Origin of the sequence: Leptothoe sp. EHU-05/26/07-4, assembly GCF_043421015.1 — a bacterium.
Lineage (GTDB): Bacteria > Cyanobacteriota > Cyanobacteriia > Phormidesmidales > Phormidesmidaceae > Leptothoe > Leptothoe turfae.
In genome coordinates this window covers 642479-664663 of record NZ_JAXSQV010000005.1, presented here as the reverse complement: position 1 = coordinate 664663, position 22185 = coordinate 642479, and the positions used below count along the sequence as shown (strand labels likewise).

Annotated in this window: 13 protein-coding genes; 5 read left to right on the top strand and 8 right to left on the bottom strand. The window is 48.4% G+C overall.

Translation table 11 applies throughout. From position 1 onward, the window contains the following. Positions 1-5: 5 nt before the first annotated feature. Entirely contained in the window at positions 6-3413 is a 3408-nt protein-coding gene (locus U2F10_RS21560; RefSeq protein ID WP_499873223.1) for a DEAD/DEAH box helicase family protein, read from the top strand. Between the two features lie 258 nt (positions 3414-3671). After that, positions 3672-5105, top strand: a complete 1434-nt coding sequence (locus U2F10_RS21555; protein ID WP_499873222.1) for a tetratricopeptide repeat protein — start codon at positions 3672-3674, stop codon at positions 5103-5105. Positions 5106-5193: 88 nt separating this feature from the next. Here U2F10_RS21555 and U2F10_RS21550 read toward each other — a convergent pair whose 3' ends face one another. The 4 genes from U2F10_RS21550 to U2F10_RS21535 all read right to left on the bottom strand — a co-directional run bounded on the left by U2F10_RS21550 (position 5194) and on the right by U2F10_RS21535 (position 11596). Beyond that, positions 5194-7203: an McrB family protein gene (locus U2F10_RS21550; RefSeq protein WP_499873221.1), complete on the bottom strand. Its 2010-nt coding sequence runs from the start codon at positions 7201-7203 to the stop codon at positions 5194-5196. Further along, positions 7196-8515: an McrC family protein gene (locus U2F10_RS21545; protein ID WP_499873220.1), complete on the bottom strand. Its 1320-nt coding sequence runs from the start codon at positions 8513-8515 to the stop codon at positions 7196-7198. Before U2F10_RS21545 ends, U2F10_RS21550 begins: the two co-directional genes overlap by 8 nt. Before the next feature lie 335 nt (positions 8516-8850). Then, on the bottom strand, positions 8851-11268 hold the full coding sequence (gene mobF / locus U2F10_RS21540; RefSeq protein ID WP_499873219.1) for a MobF family relaxase: 2418 nt from the start codon (positions 11266-11268) through the stop codon (positions 8851-8853). A 10-nt stretch (positions 11269-11278) separates the two neighbouring features. Beyond that, positions 11279-11596, bottom strand: coding sequence for a hypothetical protein (locus tag U2F10_RS21535; protein WP_499873218.1), 318 nt, complete (start codon positions 11594-11596; stop codon positions 11279-11281). Positions 11597-12277: 681 nt separating this feature from the next. Between U2F10_RS21535 and U2F10_RS21530 the strand changes: the two genes are divergently transcribed. After that, positions 12278-13882 carry a DUF6399 domain-containing protein gene (locus U2F10_RS21530; RefSeq protein WP_499870936.1) on the top strand — a complete coding sequence of 535 codons (1605 nt, stop codon included), beginning with the start codon at positions 12278-12280 and terminating at the stop codon, positions 13880-13882. 392 nt (positions 13883-14274) lie between these two features. Here U2F10_RS21530 and U2F10_RS21525 read toward each other — a convergent pair whose 3' ends face one another. From U2F10_RS21525 to U2F10_RS21515, 3 genes are all read right to left on the bottom strand, one after another. Further along, positions 14275-14850, bottom strand: coding sequence for a Uma2 family endonuclease (locus tag U2F10_RS21525; RefSeq protein WP_499873217.1), 576 nt, complete (start codon positions 14848-14850; stop codon positions 14275-14277). A 142-nt stretch (positions 14851-14992) separates the two neighbouring features. Next, positions 14993-17689: a cyanophycin synthetase gene (gene cphA / locus U2F10_RS21520; RefSeq protein ID WP_499873216.1), complete on the bottom strand. Its 2697-nt coding sequence runs from the start codon at positions 17687-17689 to the stop codon at positions 14993-14995. A 555-nt stretch (positions 17690-18244) separates the two neighbouring features. After that, on the bottom strand, positions 18245-19078 hold the full coding sequence (locus U2F10_RS21515) for a cyanophycinase (protein ID WP_499873215.1): 834 nt from the start codon (positions 19076-19078) through the stop codon (positions 18245-18247). A gap of 227 nt (positions 19079-19305) precedes the next feature. On the opposite strand from U2F10_RS21515, the gene U2F10_RS21510 reads away from it, so the two are divergent. Beyond that, a complete protein-coding gene (locus U2F10_RS21510; protein ID WP_499873214.1) occupies positions 19306-20376 on the top strand; it encodes a DUF3616 domain-containing protein in 1071 nt (356 codons plus the stop codon). A gap of 213 nt (positions 20377-20589) precedes the next feature. Continuing rightward, complete coding sequence (locus U2F10_RS21505) at positions 20590-20943, top strand: hypothetical protein (RefSeq protein ID WP_499873213.1); 354 nt, start codon at positions 20590-20592, stop codon at positions 20941-20943. Between the two features lie 41 nt (positions 20944-20984). Here the strand turns inward: U2F10_RS21505 and U2F10_RS21500 are convergent, their stop codons facing one another. Then, complete coding sequence (locus U2F10_RS21500; RefSeq protein WP_499873311.1) at positions 20985-22145, bottom strand: class I SAM-dependent methyltransferase; 1161 nt, start codon at positions 22143-22145, stop codon at positions 20985-20987. Between the last annotated feature and the right edge of the window lie 40 nt (positions 22146-22185).

Below are 22185 nucleotides of genomic sequence, written 5' to 3'. Positions count from 1 at the left end.
CCGCAATGGCGTCCAATTTCGATTTCCTCAGCAACCGTTATCCCACCCTTCACGAGCATGCCACCCATGCCGAGCGGTTAATCCTCTCTGCTCCCCGTGCCAGCTGCTTCTATAGTCGCTTCACCCTAGAGCAAGCAGTCCAATGGCTCTATGCCAACGATCCATACCTGAGGCTGCCCTACGCCAATAACCTGGGCGCACTGATCCACGAGCAAACCTTTAAAGAAAACCTCAGACCCGGCCTCTTCCCAAAAATCCGCACCGTCCACAAAGTGGGCAACCTGGCCGTTCATGACTCTAGCAAAATTAGTCAGAGAGACGCCCTGCGAGTCGTTGAGGAGCTGTTTCATTTCCTCTACTGGCTGTGTCGCTACTACGCCCCAGACGGCAAAAATCTAGGCACCCTTACCTTTGACCGCAACCTAATCCCCAAGCCAGCTGACGACCAGGCAGATCTCACCCTAAAGCAGCTGCAGGAACTTGAATCGCGCCTATCCCTGGCCGATGAAATGCGGCAAATCGCTGAAGCTAAGCGACAGCAGACTGAACAGGAGTTGGAAAGGCTAAAAGCCGAACTGGATGCCCTCAAACAATCTAACGAAGCCGCTGACGACACCCACGACTACAACGAAGCCGATACCCGCCATTATCTAATCGATGTCCTGCTCAAAGAAGCAGGCTGGGACATTCACCAGGATGGCTGGACCGAGGTGGAAGTCCAGGGCATGCCCGCAGCCACAAACCCCACTGGCATTGGCTATGTGGATTACGTTCTGTGGGGTGACGACGGTAAACCCCTGGCCCTGGTGGAAGCTAAACGCACCAACCGCAACCCTGTAGAAGGGAAACGCCAGGCCGAACTCTATGCCAACTGCCTGGAGCAGCGCTATGGCCAGCGCCCGATTATTTTCTACAGCAACGGTTACGAGACCTGGATTTGGGATGATGCCACCTATCCTCCGCGAGCCATCCAAGGCTTTCTAAAAAAGGACGAACTGGAGCGCCTGATCTTTCGCCGCACCCATCGCAAACGGCTGCATCTGGTGCAGGTCAACTCAGCTATCGTGGATCGCTCCTACCAAACTGAAGCCATTCGCCGCATTACCGAAACCTTTGACCAGGAACGGGGTCGCAAGTCCCTGCTAGTGATGGCCACTGGTACCGGTAAAACCCGAACTGCGATCGCCCTGGTGGATGTTTTAATGCGGGCCAACTGGGTCAAGCGCACCCTATTCCTGGCGGATCGCAATGCCCTACTCACCCAGGCACTACGAGCCTTCAAGCGCAACCTGCCCACGGTGACACCCATTGACCTCACCAAGGACAAAGTCGCCGATAGTGCCAATGTGGTGCTCTCCACCTATCCAACCATGCTCAACGCCATCGACCGGGTAGCAGAAGCAGAACGGTTCTTTGGTCCTGGTCACTTTGACCTGGTGCTCGTTGATGAAGCCCACCGCTCCATTTACAAAAAGTATCGTGCCCTCTTCGACTACTTTGACTCCCTATTGGTAGGCCTGACTGCCACTCCCCGCGCTGAGGTAGACCGCGACACCTATCGCATCTTTGAGCTGGAGCAGGGTAACCCATCCTTCGCTTACGAGTTAGACGACGCCATCAAAGACGGTTACCTGGTGCCACCCAGGGGGGTGGACGTGCCCTTTAAATTCATGCGTAAGGGTGTCAAATTCTCAGAGCTATCTCCCAAGGAGCAGGCCGAATACGAAGAAAAATTCCGAGACGAGGAAACCGGAGCCGTCCCTGACCAGGTAAATGCAGCCGCACTCAACCGATGGCTATTCAATATCAGCACCGTTGACCAGGCACTGCAGCTGATGATGGAACAAGGCATCAAAATCGACGGGGGCGATCGCCTGGGTAAGACCATCATCTTTGCCCGCAACCATAACCATGCCGAATTTATCGTTGAGCGCTTCGATGCTAACTATCCCAAGTTCAAAGGCAAATTCGCCCAGGTGATCGATAGCCACGACAACTATGCCCAGAGCCTGCTCGATGACTTCTCAGATCCAGCCAAGGAACCCACCATCGCCGTCTCAGTAGACATGCTCGATACCGGTGTAGATGTACCTGAGGTGGTCAATCTGGTCTTTTTCAAACCGGTCTATTCACTGGTGAAATTCAATCAGATGATTGGACGGGGTACCCGCCTCTGCAAGAACCTGTTTGGCCTGGATGAGCATAAAACCGAGTTCCTTGTATTTGACCTCTGTGGCAACCTGGAATACTTCAACCAGCCCATCGAAGAGAAGAATCAAAAGCTTCCCGATAGTCTCTCCACACGACTGGTTAAGACCCGCCTGGAATTAGCCCAGACATTAGGGGATAAAATAAAAAACAGTTCTGACACGGTGGACTTACGTCAGAACCTGCTGGATACCCTTCACCAGCATGTAGCCACCATGGAACCGGATAACTTCCTGGTGCGCCCTCACTTAAAACAGGTTGAAGACTTCTCCAACCGAGAACGCTGGGATCAGCTCAGCGAGGAAGACACCGAAACGATTGCGGATAACCTGGCATCTTTACCTAACGGCATCCCCAGCGAAGACCGATTTGCCAAAGAATTCGACCTGCTCTGCCTGAAACTCCAGCTAGCCGTACTCAAACAGTCCGCTGATTTTGTCCGCTTGCGAGATAAAGTGCGGGACCTGATGGCCAAGCTGGAGGATAAGAAAACCATCCCCATGGTCCAGGCACAGCTCACCCTAATCGAAGAACTTCAACCCGAGGACTGGTGGACCAATGTCACTCCCGCCATGATTGAGCATGTGCGCCGCAATCTCCGGGACCTGATTAAGTTTGTAGATCGCCAGTCCCAAACTATTGTCTACACAGACTTTGCCGACCAGATGGGTGTAGTACAAGAGGCGGAGGTGCCTGTTTATCAACCAGGCTTTAGCCCCTACCAGTACCGCAAGAAGGTGGAAGCCTATATCCGTGAGAATGAAAGCCACGTTGCCGTAGCCAAGCTCAAGCGCAACCTGCCCCTGACCGATGCCGATCTGGAAGCTCTAGAAATCATGCTATTCGGCGCTGAGGAAATCGAAAGCCGGGAGCGGTTTGAGGAAGTCTATGGCAAGGACCTGAGCTTGAAGCTATTTATACGGAAGCTGGTAGGTTGCAATCGAAATGCCGCCAAAGAAGCCTTTTCAAAATACCTGGTAGACGATAACACCATGAGCGCCAACCAGATCCGCTTCATCGAAAACATCATCGACTACCTCACCCAGAACGGCATCATGGATCCTGGCCTACTCTACGAGCCACCCTTCACCGAATTGCACGACGAAGGTTTAGACGGCATATTTCAGGATGATGACGCCGATCAGATTATTGGCATCGTGCGGTCCTTCAACGAGACCGTAGAAGCAAACTTTGGTGCAGCATAATATAACTTGAAGTCAATTATTTTTTAAACACTATATCTATCTTGGGACAATTGTTTCAGGCCTTTTTTTGAACAGATATCTCAAAATCTATGGTTGTTAAAATTTTGTTGCTTATGACTTCGCCTAGGGAGTTTGGAGCACTGAATTCGGCAAATAATTTATCAGTGATTCAGTGCTAAAAAACGGGCATACTCTTTACATGTTAAGGGTTCGGTCACCTAAAAAATAACGAGCTAACAGGTAGTTTAGGAGTATTTTATGACTGCTTGGAATATCAGTTTGGATAACATCTCTGACACCCTCAGCCAAGAGGACGTATTCAACCAAATTCCAGGCTTTAGTCGGATAGGAGCATTGCTTCAGAATAATATTACTCAGGTTATTCTGAAAGAAATCTCAAGGCCTGTTCTTGAGGCGTTCCAAGAGGTCGCAAAACAAGATTTAATTACCTTTATTCAAACAATTCAAAAAATTCGCTCTGGCAAGGCACTTAAAGAACTGGAGGAGTATTCAGAAGCCATCAAGCTTTTTCAAGAAGTGATAGCCGTGCAACCTCGTAATCAGGAAGCATGGCTGATAAGAAGTATTTGCTTAATGCTTCTAGGAGAACTTGAAAAAGCGGATCGATCTTTTGATAGAACTCTAGACAAGAAAGATACTTTTGAACCCTATTATTACAAGGCACTTATCGCATTTGTACAAAGCAACTATGAGGATGCGTACTATCATATCGAAACAGCACTTGAATTTAAGGATTGCCAATTTTCTGAAATTTGGTTCGATAAAGCTAGAATTTTGGAAAAGTTAGGTTATTTTGACGATGCTATTGAAGCCTATGATCAAGCAATCAAAATCCAGCCAAGCAATCATGCCGCGAAGATTAATCGCTCACTCTTACTAACAGATGAACAGGAAAATTCTAGTGAGTTGGTTGGCCGTGCCTTTGCATTAGCATTGCGAAAAAGAACAAAAGATGCAATTGCTTATGTGGATCGTGCCCTTGAATTAGAACCCCAAAATCCTATCACCTGGCAATTGAGGGGGAATTTAATGCAAGCTGACAAAAATTATCCTGCCGCAATTCAGGCTTATCAAAAGGCTCTGAGTATTGATGAAAACTTAGAAGAATCCCATTATGGCCTTGGGATCTCCTTTTTTAAGGTCAAACGATTTCAACTAGCTAGTAAGGCATTCAATAAAGTTATCGAACAGGGGTCTGAACCTGAATTAATCTGGCTTTATCTTGGATTGGCCAAGTATAAGCTCAACCACCACCACAAAGCACTTGAAAGCTTTGAAAAAGTAAGTGAACTATATCCCAAAAGTATTTTAGGTGATTTACTGAAAGGACATACGCTTAGGAAACATGGTGATTTTGAGGATGCGATAGCAAGTTATCAATTAGTACTTAAAAAACGCCCTCATCATTCTGAGGCACTACTTTGTTCTGCCAAGCTGTACCATCAATTAGGTTCTGAAGAAAAGGCGCTACATTTTTATCAGCAGGCTCATGAACAGAATCCTAATGACGATAACATTTGGGCCATGAAACGTGTACTAGAGGATAAAATTAGTCGTAGAATAGATAAAGAAAAGGAGATGCAAAAAAACAACACATTTGAAGCTACACTAGAACAGCAACATTCTAGAGGTAATTTTCTCACAGATTTGTTAAGTGTATTCGTCAGATAATAACCATTTTCCAATAATTCAAAAATACATATAACCTGCTTAGAATCTAACATTTAGAGTTCCTTGACTTCCTGATATTTAGTAAGATTCAAATGCTCTGTAGTGCGCCAAGAAATTCGGAACCAACTTGATAAATTTTAAGTTCAAAATTGTTCTCAGCCTCATAGAGATCGCCTAGTGCCTGGCGAGTTCCCTCATCAACTTCTGTTGGTTGCACAAAGTGATCACTAATCACAACCTGTAAACGTTCCCAGTCATTGTAGAAATATTCCTGTAGTAGAGGAAGTATTTTTCCATACCAGGCAAAATGGAGTGATTCAAGATCATCCAGCCCCATAAAATAGCTATGCCCAATCTGATAGTCTCGTCCTAATAAAGCTGTAATCCGCCGGTTCAATTGATCAAGCAAGCTTGCTAAGCTTAGACCTTCAATGCTACCCAATAAAGCAGGGTTGGGCATTTGCTCCACAAAGGTAAACCGCCGTCGCAGAGCAATATCCAGTAGGGCAATAGAACGATCCGCCGTATTCATAGTTCCAAGAATGAGCAGATTCTCAGGAACCCCAAACGTCTCTTTTGAGTAGGGGAGCTGGACGGTAATTTCATGGTCTTCCTCTAGCCGTTTATCGTCTTCAATCAGAGTGATCAGCTCGCCAAAGACTTTGGCGATATTGGCTCGGTTAATCTCATCAATGACCAACAGGTACTTATGATCGGGGTCATTCTGTGCCCGACGGCAAATATCCTTAAAGATGCCATCCTCTACCCTGTACAGAACTTGCCTATCCTCGGTAAATGGTTTCAGTCCTTCAACAAACTCTTCATAAGCAAAAGACTGATGGAAGGTAACAAAACGCATATATTCCGATATGTCTGGTTGAGAGTCTTCTGGATGCTCTAGCTCGTCTAAGACATTTGCCAACTTGACTTCGATATAGCCTTCGCCCTCCTCAGTTAAACACCACTCACTTTTCTCTGTCTTTTCAAATAGGAAAGGAGGTTGCCGATTTTTATACTTTACTGTCTCAACATCAGGAGAAGTATGAATTTGGAGCATTGCCCAAATCTGGTTACTCAGCTTTTTAGTTTGCGTAAAAGCCCAGTAATCCTGCACAAGTGAATCTTCAGCGATCTCTGGTACTTTAAAGAGCGATTTTTGAGATCGCTTCATGTACATCGCTAACGCAATCACCTCAAGCCAGGTTAAAGGGCGAATCAAGTCTCGCCGTCGTTGCTCTGGGGAAATAGGTGCACTTAATTGTTCATCCAAATAAAATTTAGCAAAGCGATTAACAGCATAAGTTTTGCCAGTTCCGGGAGGACCATACAGAATCAGGTTGCGGGTATTCTCCGCCAAGGTCGCCAGTTGCACAATTTCCTCGGGCAGTTCTACTCGGCCATCCTCCCCATTCTCAACAGGCTTGGTAGTGCGATCTCCAGGAGGAATGGCAGTGTATAAAAATGCCATCATTGAATGAGTATCCATACCCTCAAACTCTGGTTGGTCTTTCAGATACTTGAGTAACTGTCGGTTTTTAGTGTGCAGTCCACCTATAGGTTTCTGTCCAAAAAAGTTTAGGAAATGGGTCAGGTGATAAGGATTAGAAATTGGCAAAAATTTATCAGGAAAATACAGACATAAGGGCTTGGCTCTGAGAGCGTTACGGTTAGGACCAAGCTGATTACTACCAATGACATCCAACTGGTCCAACTGGTCGTTAGCAGCAGCCTCAACCAGATTCACAAGACCTGTCTTCAACTTTTGAAGGGCTTCCTCAGCGGAATTACTTTTGAGGGCCTTATTCCATTTCCACACCTGGTCGCCCTTGCTCCAGAAGACGCCCCATTTATGAGAGCTGCCCCCAGATACACTACCCAAATCACGGGTCTTGAATTCAATCCAATAGCAAAAGCTGTCTGGTTTCCCGATAGCATAGGTATCCAGTGTCAACTCAGGTAGTCGCTCTCTTGGAAAATGCTGCTCAAAGTCAGCCCGGAGTTGGGCCAAATGAGGCGACATCTTGGGGGAATTGCCTGCATTGCGCCAATTGTGCAGTTCTACTCGCCAGTCTTTGACTTGAGCCTGACTCTCACCCATTCGCTTCCTGCTCCAAGATCTGCCTTAGCTCTACTATCAATTCCTGTTTTGCCCCTTTTGCCGTTAAATCCTTCAGCAAATTGACTGTCGCAACCTGAATTTCACCTTGCCTTCCTTCTAAAATGAAGCGGGATCGAATGGGCTCTAGTAGTCTTGCAGTCTGAGGATACATGAGTGTGACCTGCGGACAATCAAAGCGGCTGAGATAGGCGTACATCTGGTAGAAGTCCGCTTCAGCAATGCCAAGTTTGCGATCGTTGGGGTTAAGGTGCTTGTATTTGAAGTCCATCAAGAGGGGGTACTGCTCGCCATGGCGAAATACTAAATCAGGCTTTAGCCTGAAAACTCGTCTCTCAGCATATCGAGCTAGATAGCAAACGGCTTGACGCCTCTGAGGCAGTAGCTGACAGGGCTGTAAAGCTTCCGGTAGAACGGAGCCCTTGTGCCTCTGCATAAACCCTGTGATAAATCGCTCAAAGAGCTGGTTCATATCAAAGACGAAGGCAAAGGCTGTCAAATTATTAGCAGACAACTCCAGTCCCAACCGCGCTAGAAACAACCTGGCCAGAGTCAAAAGCGGTTCATACTGCCGATTCAGTCGGGTTAACTGAATGTTTTGAGCTGCCTGTGCTGTCATCGTGGGCAGGAGCGTCACCTCATCCATCCAATACCGTAGTTCTGCTAGCAACTGACGATTCTGATGATCGCGGGTTACTTGCCAGAGTCCCTCGACTACATACCTGAAAACACGATTGAGCTGGTTATCCAGCGTAAATTCGTCATAGGTTACAGCAAACAAATACTTCTGTTCAGGTCGCCTCATCTGGGCAGTAGTCCGCCATTTCCCCTTCAAAACAGGTAAGACAGCATCTACTGGTTCATAGCTTCGAGAAGCCCCTTTTATCCACTGGCACTTGAGATTGTGAGCAAACAGGTAAATCAGGATCTCACACCAGTCCTGTGCTTGCTTCAGATCAGCCAAATTACTTTCGCGAATATTGAGATAACCTGCATAATCTATCATCCAGAGCAGGTTCCGAGTGGCCTCTTGCTCACTCTGGCACCGATCCTTTGAGTCATGAATTTTGGGCAAAATTTGCAGTGTACGTCGCCCCAATCGAAGTACACCAACATACTGCCTGGCCTGGTAATATAGCCTTCCTTGACGGATTCTAGGCCTGAGAATTTCAACGCCCATGGATCGCGAGAATTGATCAATGGCTTTCATTTCTCGCTCTTGGAGCGCATCGGTCATCTCATACTCAAAAAGTGTGAGCACCTCAGTTGCATTGGCACTTCCTTGAACAGGCATACTGTTGGTAAGCAGGAACTTTTCCCCACAATGCCGCCTTTTTCAACATAAGGAAAGCGTAACGTTTCATCTAAGAGGGTACCTAAAGTTCCAGTCCAATTTCCTTATGGCTTGGGAGAACCAGATTTTGCAGTTGTTGGGCTGTTATGGTCAGGTCTGCTGAATTTACTGATTGCCTCAAATAAGGCCAATTGGAGTTTTTTCCCACTGCCCCCAGTATCTCCCTTGGATTTTCCTTGTCTTTGGACTTTTCAATCCGCTTAATGAGGCTATCTAAGTCCTCCGAAGCATACAGTCTTAATTCATACTTCACCCGACTAACAGCCACATAGAAGCTATCTCGGCGAATGTAGTGGTCCAATGGCCCCAATTATCCTCTCTGCTGATTTGCCTTGAGCGGCGTAGGTGGTACTGACCAGCGCATGGTCTAAATGGATCAGCTCCGAACTGCTCAGACTGTCCAAATTGCCATTGCGGTAGCGGATCAGGATTTGGCCATCATTGATATCAGCTACCTGGAATTCCTGACCATTGCGCCGTCCAAGTAGGCGATCGTTTCTAGTCCACTTGAACCGATCGCCCACAGCCAGTTCTATTTCCTCCACCTCATATACCGACTTCTTCCTCACCCGAGCCGGATCAACCACCAAAGCAGCCTCCGCAGCAGCCTGAAGAGTAAGGACATTTTGCCGAGTATCAATCGCCAGCACCTCATACCGCTGCCCCTTCTCCAGCCCCAATCGCTTATAAGTCGCATTAGGAATCAGCACATTCCCAGGCCGAAAATGATGCGCATACCCTCCCTGCACCTCAGTCAAATCCCTCGCCTTCAGCCGCTTCACCATCACACTTTTACCCAGCGCCCCCTCAGCCTTTAGCCCCTTCCGAATCAGCTGAGTAATCACCAACCGCTCCTTGTTCGTGCCCGCCAATACCAGCGTTTTAGCCCGCTCCTCCGGAGTCAGCGCCAGATAATCACGAGCAATCGCCTGTGCCCGCTCCTCCCCACTCGCCACCTGATAAATAAACGGCTTCAACCGCTCAATCCCTTCCGCAATCCTGCCTTCCGCAATCAGATCCACCCCAGCCTTAATCTGCCGATTCTTCTGCCGCAGTGATTGAGTCAAGTAAGCCGTAGCAATGCCCGCCTGCTGCAAACTCTTAAACGGATTACCCGCCTCCACCGCCGACAGTTGCTTCGTATCCCCCACCAGAATTACCCTGGCACGCTGGTCCCTAGCACGCTCAATCAGTGCCTGGGCATCCTTAGCACTCAGCAACCCCGCTTCATCCACCACCCAGATTTCATCATTGTCAGGTTCCAACTGCTGTTGAGAATGGATCAGCGCTGCCACCGTTTCAGTCTGCTGAATCTGGGCAGATTCCCCTAGCGTCTTGGCCGCTTCCGCACTAGGAGCAAAACCTCGAACCCGATATCCCTGGGACTCAGCAATCCGACGAAACAGATTGAGCGCATAGCTTTTACCCGCTCCGGCTACACCCTGCCAGGCAATAAACGCATCACTGGTAGTGGCCGCTAACCTGATGTCCGCCTGCTGCCCGGCGGTCAGTCCCTGGTCTTTCAGAAACTCATCCATCAGGGTGGTAGAAGCCACTGCCCCAACCGTGCCTCGTCCCTCCAGCACCATACGAATTGTATCCAACTCTCGCAGGACCGCAGCTTGCGTCGTGATCCGCTGGTCCGGCGTATGAATCACCTGTGGATCATGGTCAAGCGTCTGCTCTAAATCCTCAAACAACTGTTGACCCAGATGATTCTCCAGGGCAAAGCGTTCCACCTTTTCCCGTTTGAATATCGCATCTTGCTCAGCACGATGATCCAAACCAGCCTGAACAGATCGCTGGGGTAGACTTTGCCAGTTCAATGGCTGTGGCTGGGGATGCTGAAGATTCAATACCTGAGCCTGCTGCTGCCAGTAAGCCTGAAGTTCTGCACGGGGAATTTCCCTGCCTTTAGGCGTACGGGTCATCAGGGTAGCCAGCTCTCGTTCCTGGGCAGTGGCCTCTTCTCCAGCCGCTTCCAGAATTTGTTCTCGACGTTTGGAAAAAGCCTGGAGCTGTTTGGGTGAGTATCCTTTGAGTTCAAACTGACCATGGGCTCTGGGCTCAATAGCGTAACCCAGGCGCTGCACCTCGACGGCCAGCTCATTCTGATAAATCATGCCTAACAATTTTTGCTGCTTGAACAGCACATCATTATGGAGAGACTGCCAGCGACCATACTCCAGCTGAGTGGCATTAATCACCACACAGTGGGTATGCAGCTGGGGGTCTTTCTCACGGGAGGTGTCGTGATGAAACTGAGCAACAATTAGATTGCCGGTGCCGATCACCTTTCGCCCTGTCGAGGTGCGAACACGGGTTTGGGCATAGCGTTCTTCAATAATCGCCAGGGTACGATTCACCGCAGTACGATGGGCCTGCTCCAGCGCTTCATTGCCATCGACCAGAGCCGCCATAATGTTCTTGGGAGCACTAAAGGTCAGGTCCAGACCCGCTCGCCGGGTGTCAGGATTGATTTTGCGGCCCGATAGAGTCTTGGTGCGGCTGGGACTGTAGCCCTGCAGAAGGTTCTTGAAAGCCTTGCCTTGAATCTGCCCGGACAGCCCCAGCTGATGGGCTCCCTTACCAAACCAGTTGGAATGTTGTTGGTTCTCCTGGGGAGAGTAGTAGTTCTCGGCAGTGTAGTAGGTTTCACCCTGGTTGGCGCTGATAACCGTGAGGCTGAGCATGAGACACCTCCTAACCGCTCACGAAACCCTGGCGCTTACGGATTTCTTGAATTAGAGCTTTGCGATTTTCCAGAATTTGGGGACCTCGGGCATTCGCCTGCTCCAGGGCAATAGTCTCCAACAGAATCTGCAGCCCCTGAAACTGCATCTGCAATGTCTCAATGCGGGCCTTCATATCATCCATTTGTTGTTCCAGCTCGCGACGCTGCTGACCATCGCGCATCATCAAGCGAATGATGCTGGCAGCTGGCAGTCCCAGGCGACTGGCCTCTTTCTCGACCATGGCTGCCTCTTCGAGGGGCAGCGATACGCTAAATCCTTTACCCATAGGTCTTTGCTCGAATACTATTAATGAGAGATGATGCACGCCGATGGCTGGAACGATTGCTATGCAAGGTTTTCAGAATCCCCTAGTCCAGGGCTGGGCGTGGTGTGTGGAACCGCGAAGCAACGAAACGGAGTGGAGTGGCGTAGCCTGCCTATTCGATCCACTAATGCTGCTTCACCAGAAGAGAGTACTTGGCCCTGGCGTGAGACTATGCCTTCTGTTGTAACTCAGTGAGAATTCTGAGGATATACCCTATCCAGGGTGTACAAAATTGTTATTGAATATCACTGACTTGATTCACGAAAGAGATTTTGGGCAGAGATTAACGACAGAAGTCGTGATGGAGTCATTCAAGTGTCGTGGCCCAGTCGTGAACTGGCTATCAATTCCAGGAGCCATTGCCCTGGAAAGACCAGCAGTCGTTTTTCTAACATGCAAAAGTCGTGAATAAGTTGTGATTACCAGCGTTCTCAAGGATAGACATGAGATAACTTTAGTGATTTATTTTGCCAAAGATAACAATCAAGTCGTGAAGGTGTCGTTGGGTAACTCTTTAAGGCGGGAAATAAATACAGCTTTCAGGTGTGTATAAATAAACACCTCAGTCAAAGACCAGAAAAAGAGCTCTGCAGCAATGCTCAGAGCCATGTATCGTACCCATGCAAAGTAAAGTTGGGAACGATGTCTCTTACTATACGAGAGCGCAGTCAAAAAGTCGCCGATTGTATCAAAACGAATGCAAAGCAAGGGATAGAGTCGATAGCAACCACCCTTGGCATCAGCAAAAGTAGTGTGCATCGTCATCATCAGGCCATTGCACGTCGCAACCAGCATCCGGAATCAGGTTTGTGGGAAACTGCGGCTGGGACTGCCTGGCTATTACGTCTGGTGGTGGGGGTGATCTATCACTTTGGCATTAAGCACGGGGTAGGAGCCGAGAGCCTATCGGAGTTCTTCAAAGCCGTTCACCTCGATACCCATGTGGGGAGTTCTGCGAGTGCGCTACGTCAACTCAAACACCGTCTCTATGAGGCCATAATGGCCTACGAAACGGCGCAAGCCGAGCAGTGCCAACCGGTCAACAAACCTGGCATCTGTCTCGGAGGGGATGAAACCTTTTTTGGCCTGCCGATTCTGGTGCTGGTGGAGTTAGCCAGTGGGTTCATTTTTACAGAAGTGGAATGTGAGAACCGCCGTTATGACACTTGGCTCAAACAGACTGAGACCTGGTGGCATCAGACCCAATGGCAGTGTCACTTTATGGTCAGTGATGGAGCTCGTGCCTTGGTCAAACTAGCGCTCTGCGGTCTGGGAACAGCCAGTGTGGCGGATCTATTCCATGCGATGCGGGCGCTCGGACGTCCTATCGGCAGTGCTCTGGGACGTCAACTCGCTCAGCTTGAAAAACAAGTAGACACCCTTCACCACCAATTAGGCCAAACAACAGACAAGGCCAAGCAACAGGTCTTGTCTTCGCAGCTAGAGTCCCTCTCTCACCAACACCAACAGCTTGAACAAGATCAACACATTTACCATCAGGCCTTGGCAGACATTAGCCAAGCGGTCCATCCCTTCACGCTCGACACGGCCCAATGGCAATTCTTCGACGGCTTAACCACACAACTGACCGTTCCCTTGAGCACCTTGAGCAAGTTGACTTGTCTCTATGGGGGCGATACGGCTCAAAAAGCGATTGCCACCTTTCAAGCTCAGATCCCCCATTTTGCCACGGGGATTCATGCCTGGTGGCAGTGGGTGATCCAGGCCTTAGCCACTGAAACTCAGGAGGTTGACCTCCAAAATTGGGTACTGACAGCCTTGTTGCCCTGGGTCTACTGGTTACAACAAGCTGATAAAACTCGACAGCCTCACCTCAAATCTCGCTATCAACAGGCCGCTAGCGATGCCTATGATCAGCTCATGGCCCAGACGATGACCCTACAGATGGATGCCCCTCAACACCAACACTGGGTGCAGTGGTGTCAGTGGATGTGTGCAAAGTATCAACGCACCTCCTCTGCTGTCGAAGGGCGCAATGGCTATTTGTCGCAGCGCCATCATGTCAACCGAGGCTTTTCTCATCAGTCGTTGAAGGTGCTTACCATTATTCACAATTTCGACCTGAAACGACCCGATGGCACCACCGCCGCACAACGACTCTTTAGACAGCCTTTTCCGGACCTATTTGAATGGATTCTCAGTACGATTGATGAGCTGCCAATGCCTAGACGGTCATATAAAGCACATCAGATACAACCGTTACACGCAGAACTTTTCCCGGCTTAAGTTGTTACCCTCTAAAAGCTTTAAAATAGGAGGCTCAGACAATCGTCACCTTGCACCGAGATATTATGTTGAATTCGAAAATTGAGTCCCTGCAATGCCAGGATCAAATTAGTGCGCTAGAACAAATTGCTTAATGATTTTGTTCACCTCATCGAGGGGGTAACTGCATTCCTTCCAAAGTTTTTTTCTAGTGCCCAGCCTCCGGCTGAGCACTACGATTAAGGTTGGAGCCTCAATTTAGTGGCAGAGCCATAATAGTCTTCTCCAGGATGAGACTGGAAACGAGGAGATAGGTCTAAAGTCAAAAAATCAACCTTCTTGCATACTGGCAGCCCTGGGGTTGCCAGTATGCAGCACAGTGGGGTTAAGTCTCACTCAAAACATCCATAGCCTTATTGAGATAACTGTTCTAGGTTCTCGTAAAGAGTTTCAATGTTGCACATAAACCCAATACTCTCAAACTCCACCTGCTCACCAACTCGATAAACCTGAGGCAACCAAAGATTATCTGACTTACGTTGAAATCGTTCAACCAAAACCTGTTTTTGGTGAACCAGAACATACTCTTCTAACTCTGCAACAGATTTATAGTCAGAAAACTTATCTCCCCGATCAAACGCCTCAGTCGAATCTGACAACACCTCTATAATCAACTTGGGATGCAGAATAAAATCTTCATCGGAAACGCGATCGCGATCATCACAAGTCACCGCTAAATCTGGATAATAAAAGAGATTCAGTTCTGGTAGGCGGACCTTCATATCCACCGCATAGGAAATACAGCCCGTACCACGTAGGTGATTTACCAGTAGCGCTGACAGATTCCCCGTAATAATGACATGGGCTTTTGTCGCCCCAGCCATAGCCACAATTTGCCCTTGCAAATACTCATGCTTAATCGGGCTTACCCGCTCAATTTCCAGATACTCCTCAGGAGTAAAGTAAGCATAGCTTTTACTAAGAGCCATTGTTCTTGCCTGAACTTCGCTATCTCTAGCTTGCCATAGGCATGATGATTCTGATGATTTCTCATCAAAGAGCAGAGGTGCGTTGGACTAATGCCACAACACACCCCATAGAAAATCAACGTGGTTAAATCAGATATCGATTTTACTGACCACCTACCGCCATTGGCTCTAAAGTTGATGGGTCCTCCACCAGTAAAGCCGCTGCGTCCGCTTCTGGAGCATCCACAATCGGATTGCGTGCTTGAATCAACTCAATAGCTCGATTAACCTGTTCAGGAAAAATCACCACCAGCGAATCTTCAGGAGCATGCTCCAGCGCACATTCAATCGCCGCCGTTTCATCCAATTGCACCACATGGGATGCAGAGGAATCATTAGCTTGAGCAATGCCTTGAACAATCAGCCCAGCTGCATTACCCGCAGGGCGACCCCGACCATCATCATCCTCTTTAACAATAATGTGATCAAAGAACGTCGCTGCCAGCTGACCTAAGCCAATCAGATCCTGATCACGACGATCGCCCGGTCCGCCCACAACACCAATGGTTGGCCCCGACCAGTTCTTCACAAAGCCACCGACTGCTTCATAGCCAGCAGGATTGTGGGCGTAATCCACTAACGCATGGAAATGGCCCAGATTGAAAAGATTCATGCGTCCCGGTGTCTGCTGAGCCGAAGCCTCAAAACTACGCAACGCAGCCCGGATTTGCTCCACCTTAATGCCCTGCACAAAGGTGGCTAAGCTAGCCGCCAGAGCATTGGCAATCATAAACGGTGCCCGTCCACCCAAGGTCAGGGGCACCCGTTCAACATGCTCAATTCGGTGCACCCATTCATGCTGCAAGATAACAATATGACCATCATCGTAGACAGCAGCAATGCCTCCATCCTGAACATGATCTCGCACTAGAGGATTCTGCGAATCCATCGAGAAATAGGCCACTTTGCCAATTACCCGATCCGCCATCGCAGCTACCCGCTCATCATCGGCGTTGAGAATCGCATAGCCGTCAGCATGGACGGCTTCTGCAATGACCCCTTTTACCCTAGCCATTTGGTCAATGGTGTCGATGTCTCCTAGACCCAGGTGGTCAGCGGCCACATTTAGCACCACACCGACATCACAGTGACGAAACGCTAAACCAGAGCGCAGAATACCACCTCGGGCAGATTCCAAAACCGCCATCTCCACAGTGGGATCCTGCAAAATCATTCGGGCACTTTGGGGTCCAGTAGTATCACCTTTTTCAATCAGGTGATCTCCAATGTAAATGCCATCGGTGGTGGTAAAGCCCACTGCGTCATAAACCTGTCTCGCGATATGGGCAATGAGACGGGTTGTTGTGGTTTTACCATTGGTGCCCGTCACGGCCACAACCGGCACATGTGTGGGGGTATCAGGTGGGAACAACATCTGCAAAATCGGAGCCGCCACATTACGGGCTACACCCTGACTAGGAGCTAAATGCATTCGCAATCCCGGTGCGGCGTTTACTTCAACAATCACCCCATCCGCCTCGCACAGCGGCTTGGTGATATCGGTGGTAATTACGTCGATCCCCGCAATATCTAGATCAATAATTCGTGAGACTCGCTCCGCTAACCACACCGTTTCTGGATAAATCTCATCGGTACGATCGATAGCTGTTCCACCTGTACTCAAATTCGCCGTTGCTCGCAGATAGGCCACTTGCTCTGGTTCTAGCACCGTATCTAGGGTGAAACCCTGCCGGTTCAGCATCTCATCAGTGGACACATCCAGCTTAATTTGGGTGAGTACATTGTCATGGCCATTGCCACGACGTTCGTCCTGGTTCTCTTGCTCCACCAGCTCAGCGATGGTGTCATGACCATTGCCTACTACATGAGCTGGCACCCGCTCTGCAACAGCAACCACCTGATGATTCACCACTAAAATGCGATGGTCGCGTCCGGCATAGAAATGTTCGACAATAACACCTCTAGAAATCTCCTTAGCTCGGTCATAGGCCTCTTCTGCCTCTTCCCATGAGCCAATATCCGTCGTGATCCCACGCCCATGATTACCGTCTAATGGCTTAATCACGATGGGATAGCCACCAAGGCGTTCAATAGTCTTTTCCAGCTCATCAAAATGATAAACCAGCTGTCCTGCAGGCACAGGTGCACCCATACTTTCTAGAATTGATTTAGTGCGCTCCTTATCACAGGCCAACTCTACACCGAGCACATTACTCGACGAGGTCAGGGCTGCCTGAACACGCTTTTGATATTTGCCGTAACCCAGCTGGAACAGATCACAGTTTTCCAACTCCATCCAGGGGATGCCACGGGTTTCAGCTTCGCCCACCAGGGCTTCAGTAGTAGCGCCCAAAGCTGCCTCAGTACGCAGTTCTTTCAGATCTGCCAGATCCGTTTGCAGCTCATCTACAGGGTAAGTCCCCGTTTCAACAATGCTTTGGCACAGTCGAACAGCAGCACGTGTGGCATAGCGCCCAGCTGCCTCATGTTTGTATTCAACAACGACTTGATAGATACCAGGGGTGCTAGTCTCACGGGTACGGCCAAAGCCAACGGTCATACCAGCCAACACCTGTAGCTCAAGGGCCACATGCTCCACAATGTGCCCCATCATGGTGCCTTCTTGCACACGACTTAAAAATCCACCTCGACACCCTGGAGAACAGTAGTGCTCTTCAAGACTCGGTAGCACCTGTACTAACCCATCGTAAAAACCGGGCAGGGTATCAGAAGGGCTATCCGCCAGATTTTCTAAATCTAGACGGACAACAATCAGCTTGGAACGACGGATACTCCAATAGTTAGGCCCGCGAAGGGTTCGAGTGTGCAGAATTTTCATAGGCGACAATAAGGTGTTTATGTAGATGCCAACAGAAATCAAACGAAGCCTTTCATTTCATACGCAAGGCTTACAAGCCCTTTCTCTTGAAAGAGTCTAGAAAGTAAGGAATAAACGCGCCTGCAAAGAAATTAGGCCCAGGCTGGTCAACTAAGTTTTTATATTTTTGTTAATTCAGCTACAGATGTATCTGATTTTAAGTGAATGATCTGAGATTTTGACTAGAATATTTCTTGAAAAGCTCCCATTTTTCCTCAATCTTTGCAACAAACCTTCAGCTTGAAAAGAGTGCCAAGTAGGCTGATTAGCTTTGCTTAAAGGGCATTGAGTAGCTGTATTGAATGATACAACACGGGTTAAACAACATCACAAAGACATGCATTTTGTTATAAGTCCATGACATACTAAAAAACAAATAATGCAATTTATGCATTTCTCGCATGCAATTTTCGGAAACAATAGATGAGATCGGAGATTATCTATTGATCTTTAAAGCTATTAAACGGGTTGCTAACACTCCATTTTGGCGTTAAGCAAACATGCTTCAGATAATCGCTAGAGCTTGGATACCATTTCAAGATTAGGTGTACAAACTGAGCGGCACCTACAGTCGTATTGGTCGCCCTCACTTAAGATATGGACTCTTAAGTCATGGAGGCTCAACGGGGAATTGTCACCAGAGTCACGATAGTTTGTATGGGTTAGTTCCCTTGGATCAATGATGGTGACAGAGCCTTTGCCGATTACTTGAAAGGTGCCATCGCCTTTGAAAGCAGCACAGGTGTCTTCGTCAATGCCAATACCTAGTCGGTCAGGATTAGCTGCGATCGCACTCAACAACCGAGCCATGCGATTACGGTTATGAAAGTGCTGATCCACCAAAAGCTCAGGGATAAGACCCAAACCATCCATCAAATCCACCAGTGAGCGGTTGGGTGATTCCCCACTACTGCCCCCCGAGATCATCTTTTCACCCATCACTGCAGCACCCGCACTGGTTCCAGCCACGACTAACGTGCCAGTTTTAAGGCGCTTCTTAAGTGTCGTTATAAACTTACTACCCTGAATAAAGTTGAATAGGCGCACCTGATCACCACCGGACAAAAAGATACCGGTACAGCGATCTAGCAGCTCAAGCCAACGGTCTTCATCACACTCGCGGGGACGTCGAATATCAAGGACATGAACGTCTTTGACTCCTAGCTGAGTGAAAATGCGGCGGTAGCGATCGCCAACGACACTGGGCTCCTGAGAGGCACAGGGAACAATGCCAATTACGGCCTGAGTCCCGCCGGCACTATTAAAGAAGTTCGTCAATATCTTGCGTTCACCGACCTTATCTTCTGCCCCTCCAATTACCATGACGGGGTACTGGGTCGGAATTACCATAGCTTAACGAACAAGAAGAGATTTTTACTAACGCATAAATGCATTCCTAGATAGTAAATCATATTGTTGTAGAGTTAACACAATCAGATTTTTCCTCCTCCACAAAATAGATTTAGCCCCTCTATTTAATGCCTTAGCGCTTGGCCTCAGAGGTGCAGTTGCAAATCTTCAAAAACTTAAGTTGACCACAGTATACTCAAACAGATCTTGAAGGAGCACAACCCTCTATGGCTGACAGCTTTTTGCTAAGTCGAGTTTTACTACAGTTTGGCGAGCAGGCGGAGAATGTCATTGCTGATTTATCAGCCGTCGCCATGACTCCCGATGGCAGCCTCTGGGTGGGGTCAGATGAATGTTTAGCCGTTGAACGACTACAGCGTTTAGAAAGCTGTGTCTATGGCGATCATCAAGTCTTTCAGATCGGGGACTTTGTAGAGTTATTTGATAACGAATCAGAAATTGATATTGAAGCTCTAGGTTATTCAGAAGGCTATCTTTGGGTGATCGGCTCCCATAGTAGCAAACGTAAAAATGCCAAGGGGAAAGACCCCCAAAAAGATATTCAGCGCCTGGCAAAAATCAAGCACGATATCAATCGATACCTGTTGGCCCGTATCCCTGTTATCAAAGGGAAGCTAGTTAAATCGTGTGAGCTATCTGACGGCACTGAACTCACTGCTGCAGCCTTACAAAAAACAAAAGAAAACAATATTTTAATTCAGGCCTTAAAAGAGGATGAACACATCGGTCCTTTCTTAGACATCGATTTACCCTCCAAAGACAACGGCTTAGACATTGAAGGCATGGCAGTTGCTGGCCATAGGGTATTTTTAGGTTTAAGAGGTCCTGTTTTAAGGGGCTGGGCAATCATTTTAGAGTTAGAACTACAGGAGAAGAAACCAGGTGTGCTTTCTTTCAAAAGTCTAGGGACAGACAAGCTCTATCACAAACACTTTTTAGATCTAGATGGCCTGGGGGTTCGGGATCTATATTTTCACGATGGTGATTTATTAATCTTAGCTGGCCCCACCATGACACTCTCTGGAGAACAACAAATCTTTCGCCTCAAAGATGTGTTAAACCATGGTGATGACTGCATCTGGCATAAAGATTCTGACAAATTAGAAGCTCTATTTGATATTCCCCTCACGATGGGTAGTGATTTTGCTGAAGGCATGACCTTGTTTCCCTGTTTGGGATATAAAGACAGCCTAATGGTGGTGTACGATCGACCGGCTGAAACGCGACGGGTGGGAACGGATGCTGTTTTTGCTGATGTTTTTCGATTACCCACTTAAGATTAACGCCCAAACCCTGAAACAGGCCGAGACATCTGTATAAGTTACTCCCATAAGACTTGGCTAGCAACCCTATACCTTTATTCTCTGGAGGAACTAATATCACCATTGAGATGTCTCCTAAAAGGAGCAAACCGCCTTCCATCAGAAGAATCAGGGTGTATACAATACTTGGATTTTGTCGAGCTTCATTTTATACACCAGATTTAATACATGACATCTAATATCTCCGATATTCAAAAGACCATAGATAATAAATCAGATGCCTTGAACTTTCTACTCGTGGCTCTCATCGCCTCCAATAGTCGTTTCCAACGATACTATCCGTTATCACAGTTGTTTAACTATCAGCTAGGTTTGTTTCCTGATTTGCTAAACACGCTTAAGCACCTGGTTAACCAAGGTTGGCTCAGACACACTTCAGAGCCTGAGAAACCAGCTATCTATCAGATCACACCGCTTGGCCAAGAAGAGCTCAGTCAAGTGGATATGGATTCAGTATTTCAACAGCTAGAAGAGGATGTAAAAAATACAAAACTTCTCTCTGCTTTGCAAAAAATGCTATAGCATTTTTTGTTCTCCCACGTTATACGCCATGGGAGATATACCTATTTATTTTGCAGGCGTTTCGCAATGTCCAAACACACTGCTAATGGCGCATTGGTCTTAATGGCTTGGGCATCAAGATGCGTGCGAGTAGCACAATAATTGTTACCAGTTGAGCGATCGCAAATTCCCCTAATCAATCGATCCCTAGCAGGAATATCCATCTGCCCTCGCCGACCAATCTCCGCCAGTGGATAGTAGTAGGGGGGCATCGCAGCTTCTTGTAGCATCACCGCCAACCATCGTTGAATCCGCTGGGGCCAATGCCATTGGGTGGCTAAGACGGCCATTTGGCCCACATAGTCCACATCATGCAGCGGTCCCAACCACATGGGACCGCTGACCACAGGCGGTGCCCCACAGGCCCCACAGTTGAGTTGGCCTAACTGTCGCCAGTTGGCTGAACGAAACTGCCCACAGCTATGGCAATAGGCTAAAAACCCATAGTGTTCATCTTGCCAGGAGCCCGTGACAACTCGCACCATCACTCGGTGGATAAAACCGTTAAAAATAGAAAACACCGGCTCAATGTGAAACCCCCTAGAGGTCGCTTGCTGAGCCGCACAACCAATCAGCAGCCGCAGACCTTGCTCGTGCACCGCAGGATGGTTTCGAGCACAGGCTCCATAGATCTGCACACTTTTCGTCAGGGCATGGCCCCCGGTCGTACGGCCATCGGTACTGGTGAGATAGAGCAGTCCCCCCAGCTTAATTGCCCACAGTGCCGTATTGATAAATGGTGTGGGGCTACCAAAGCTGTCAATATCAATGAGGTCGTAATAGTCTTGCTTTTGCGCACAGCTAAAAAATAGCTGGTTGGCATCCTGGTGGGTAATGCAGTAAGCCTCAGGTGCCATGCCATGGCGCAGGTTTTTGCGCAGTACTGCTTTGAGTTCAGGGTTACCTTCGTTGGCCCAAACCCAGTCAGCCCCAGCTTCTAGATGGTAGCGTAGCGGGCGGACACCGCAGCCGGTCATGGCATCAATGACGCGCAATTGCCCCTGCTGTTGACGATAGATAGCGGCGGCCAGTACAGCTAAATCGCGTCCTATTTGGCTGGAGGAACGATAAAAGGCGTTTGCGATCGCAAATCGTGCTTTTCCTTCCTGTTGATAGTCAGTATTAGGGTGTTCGGTATGGGATAGGCAGTGCCCACCCTGCATTTTGGGGTTCACGATTGACGCCTGACGATTCACACCGCCC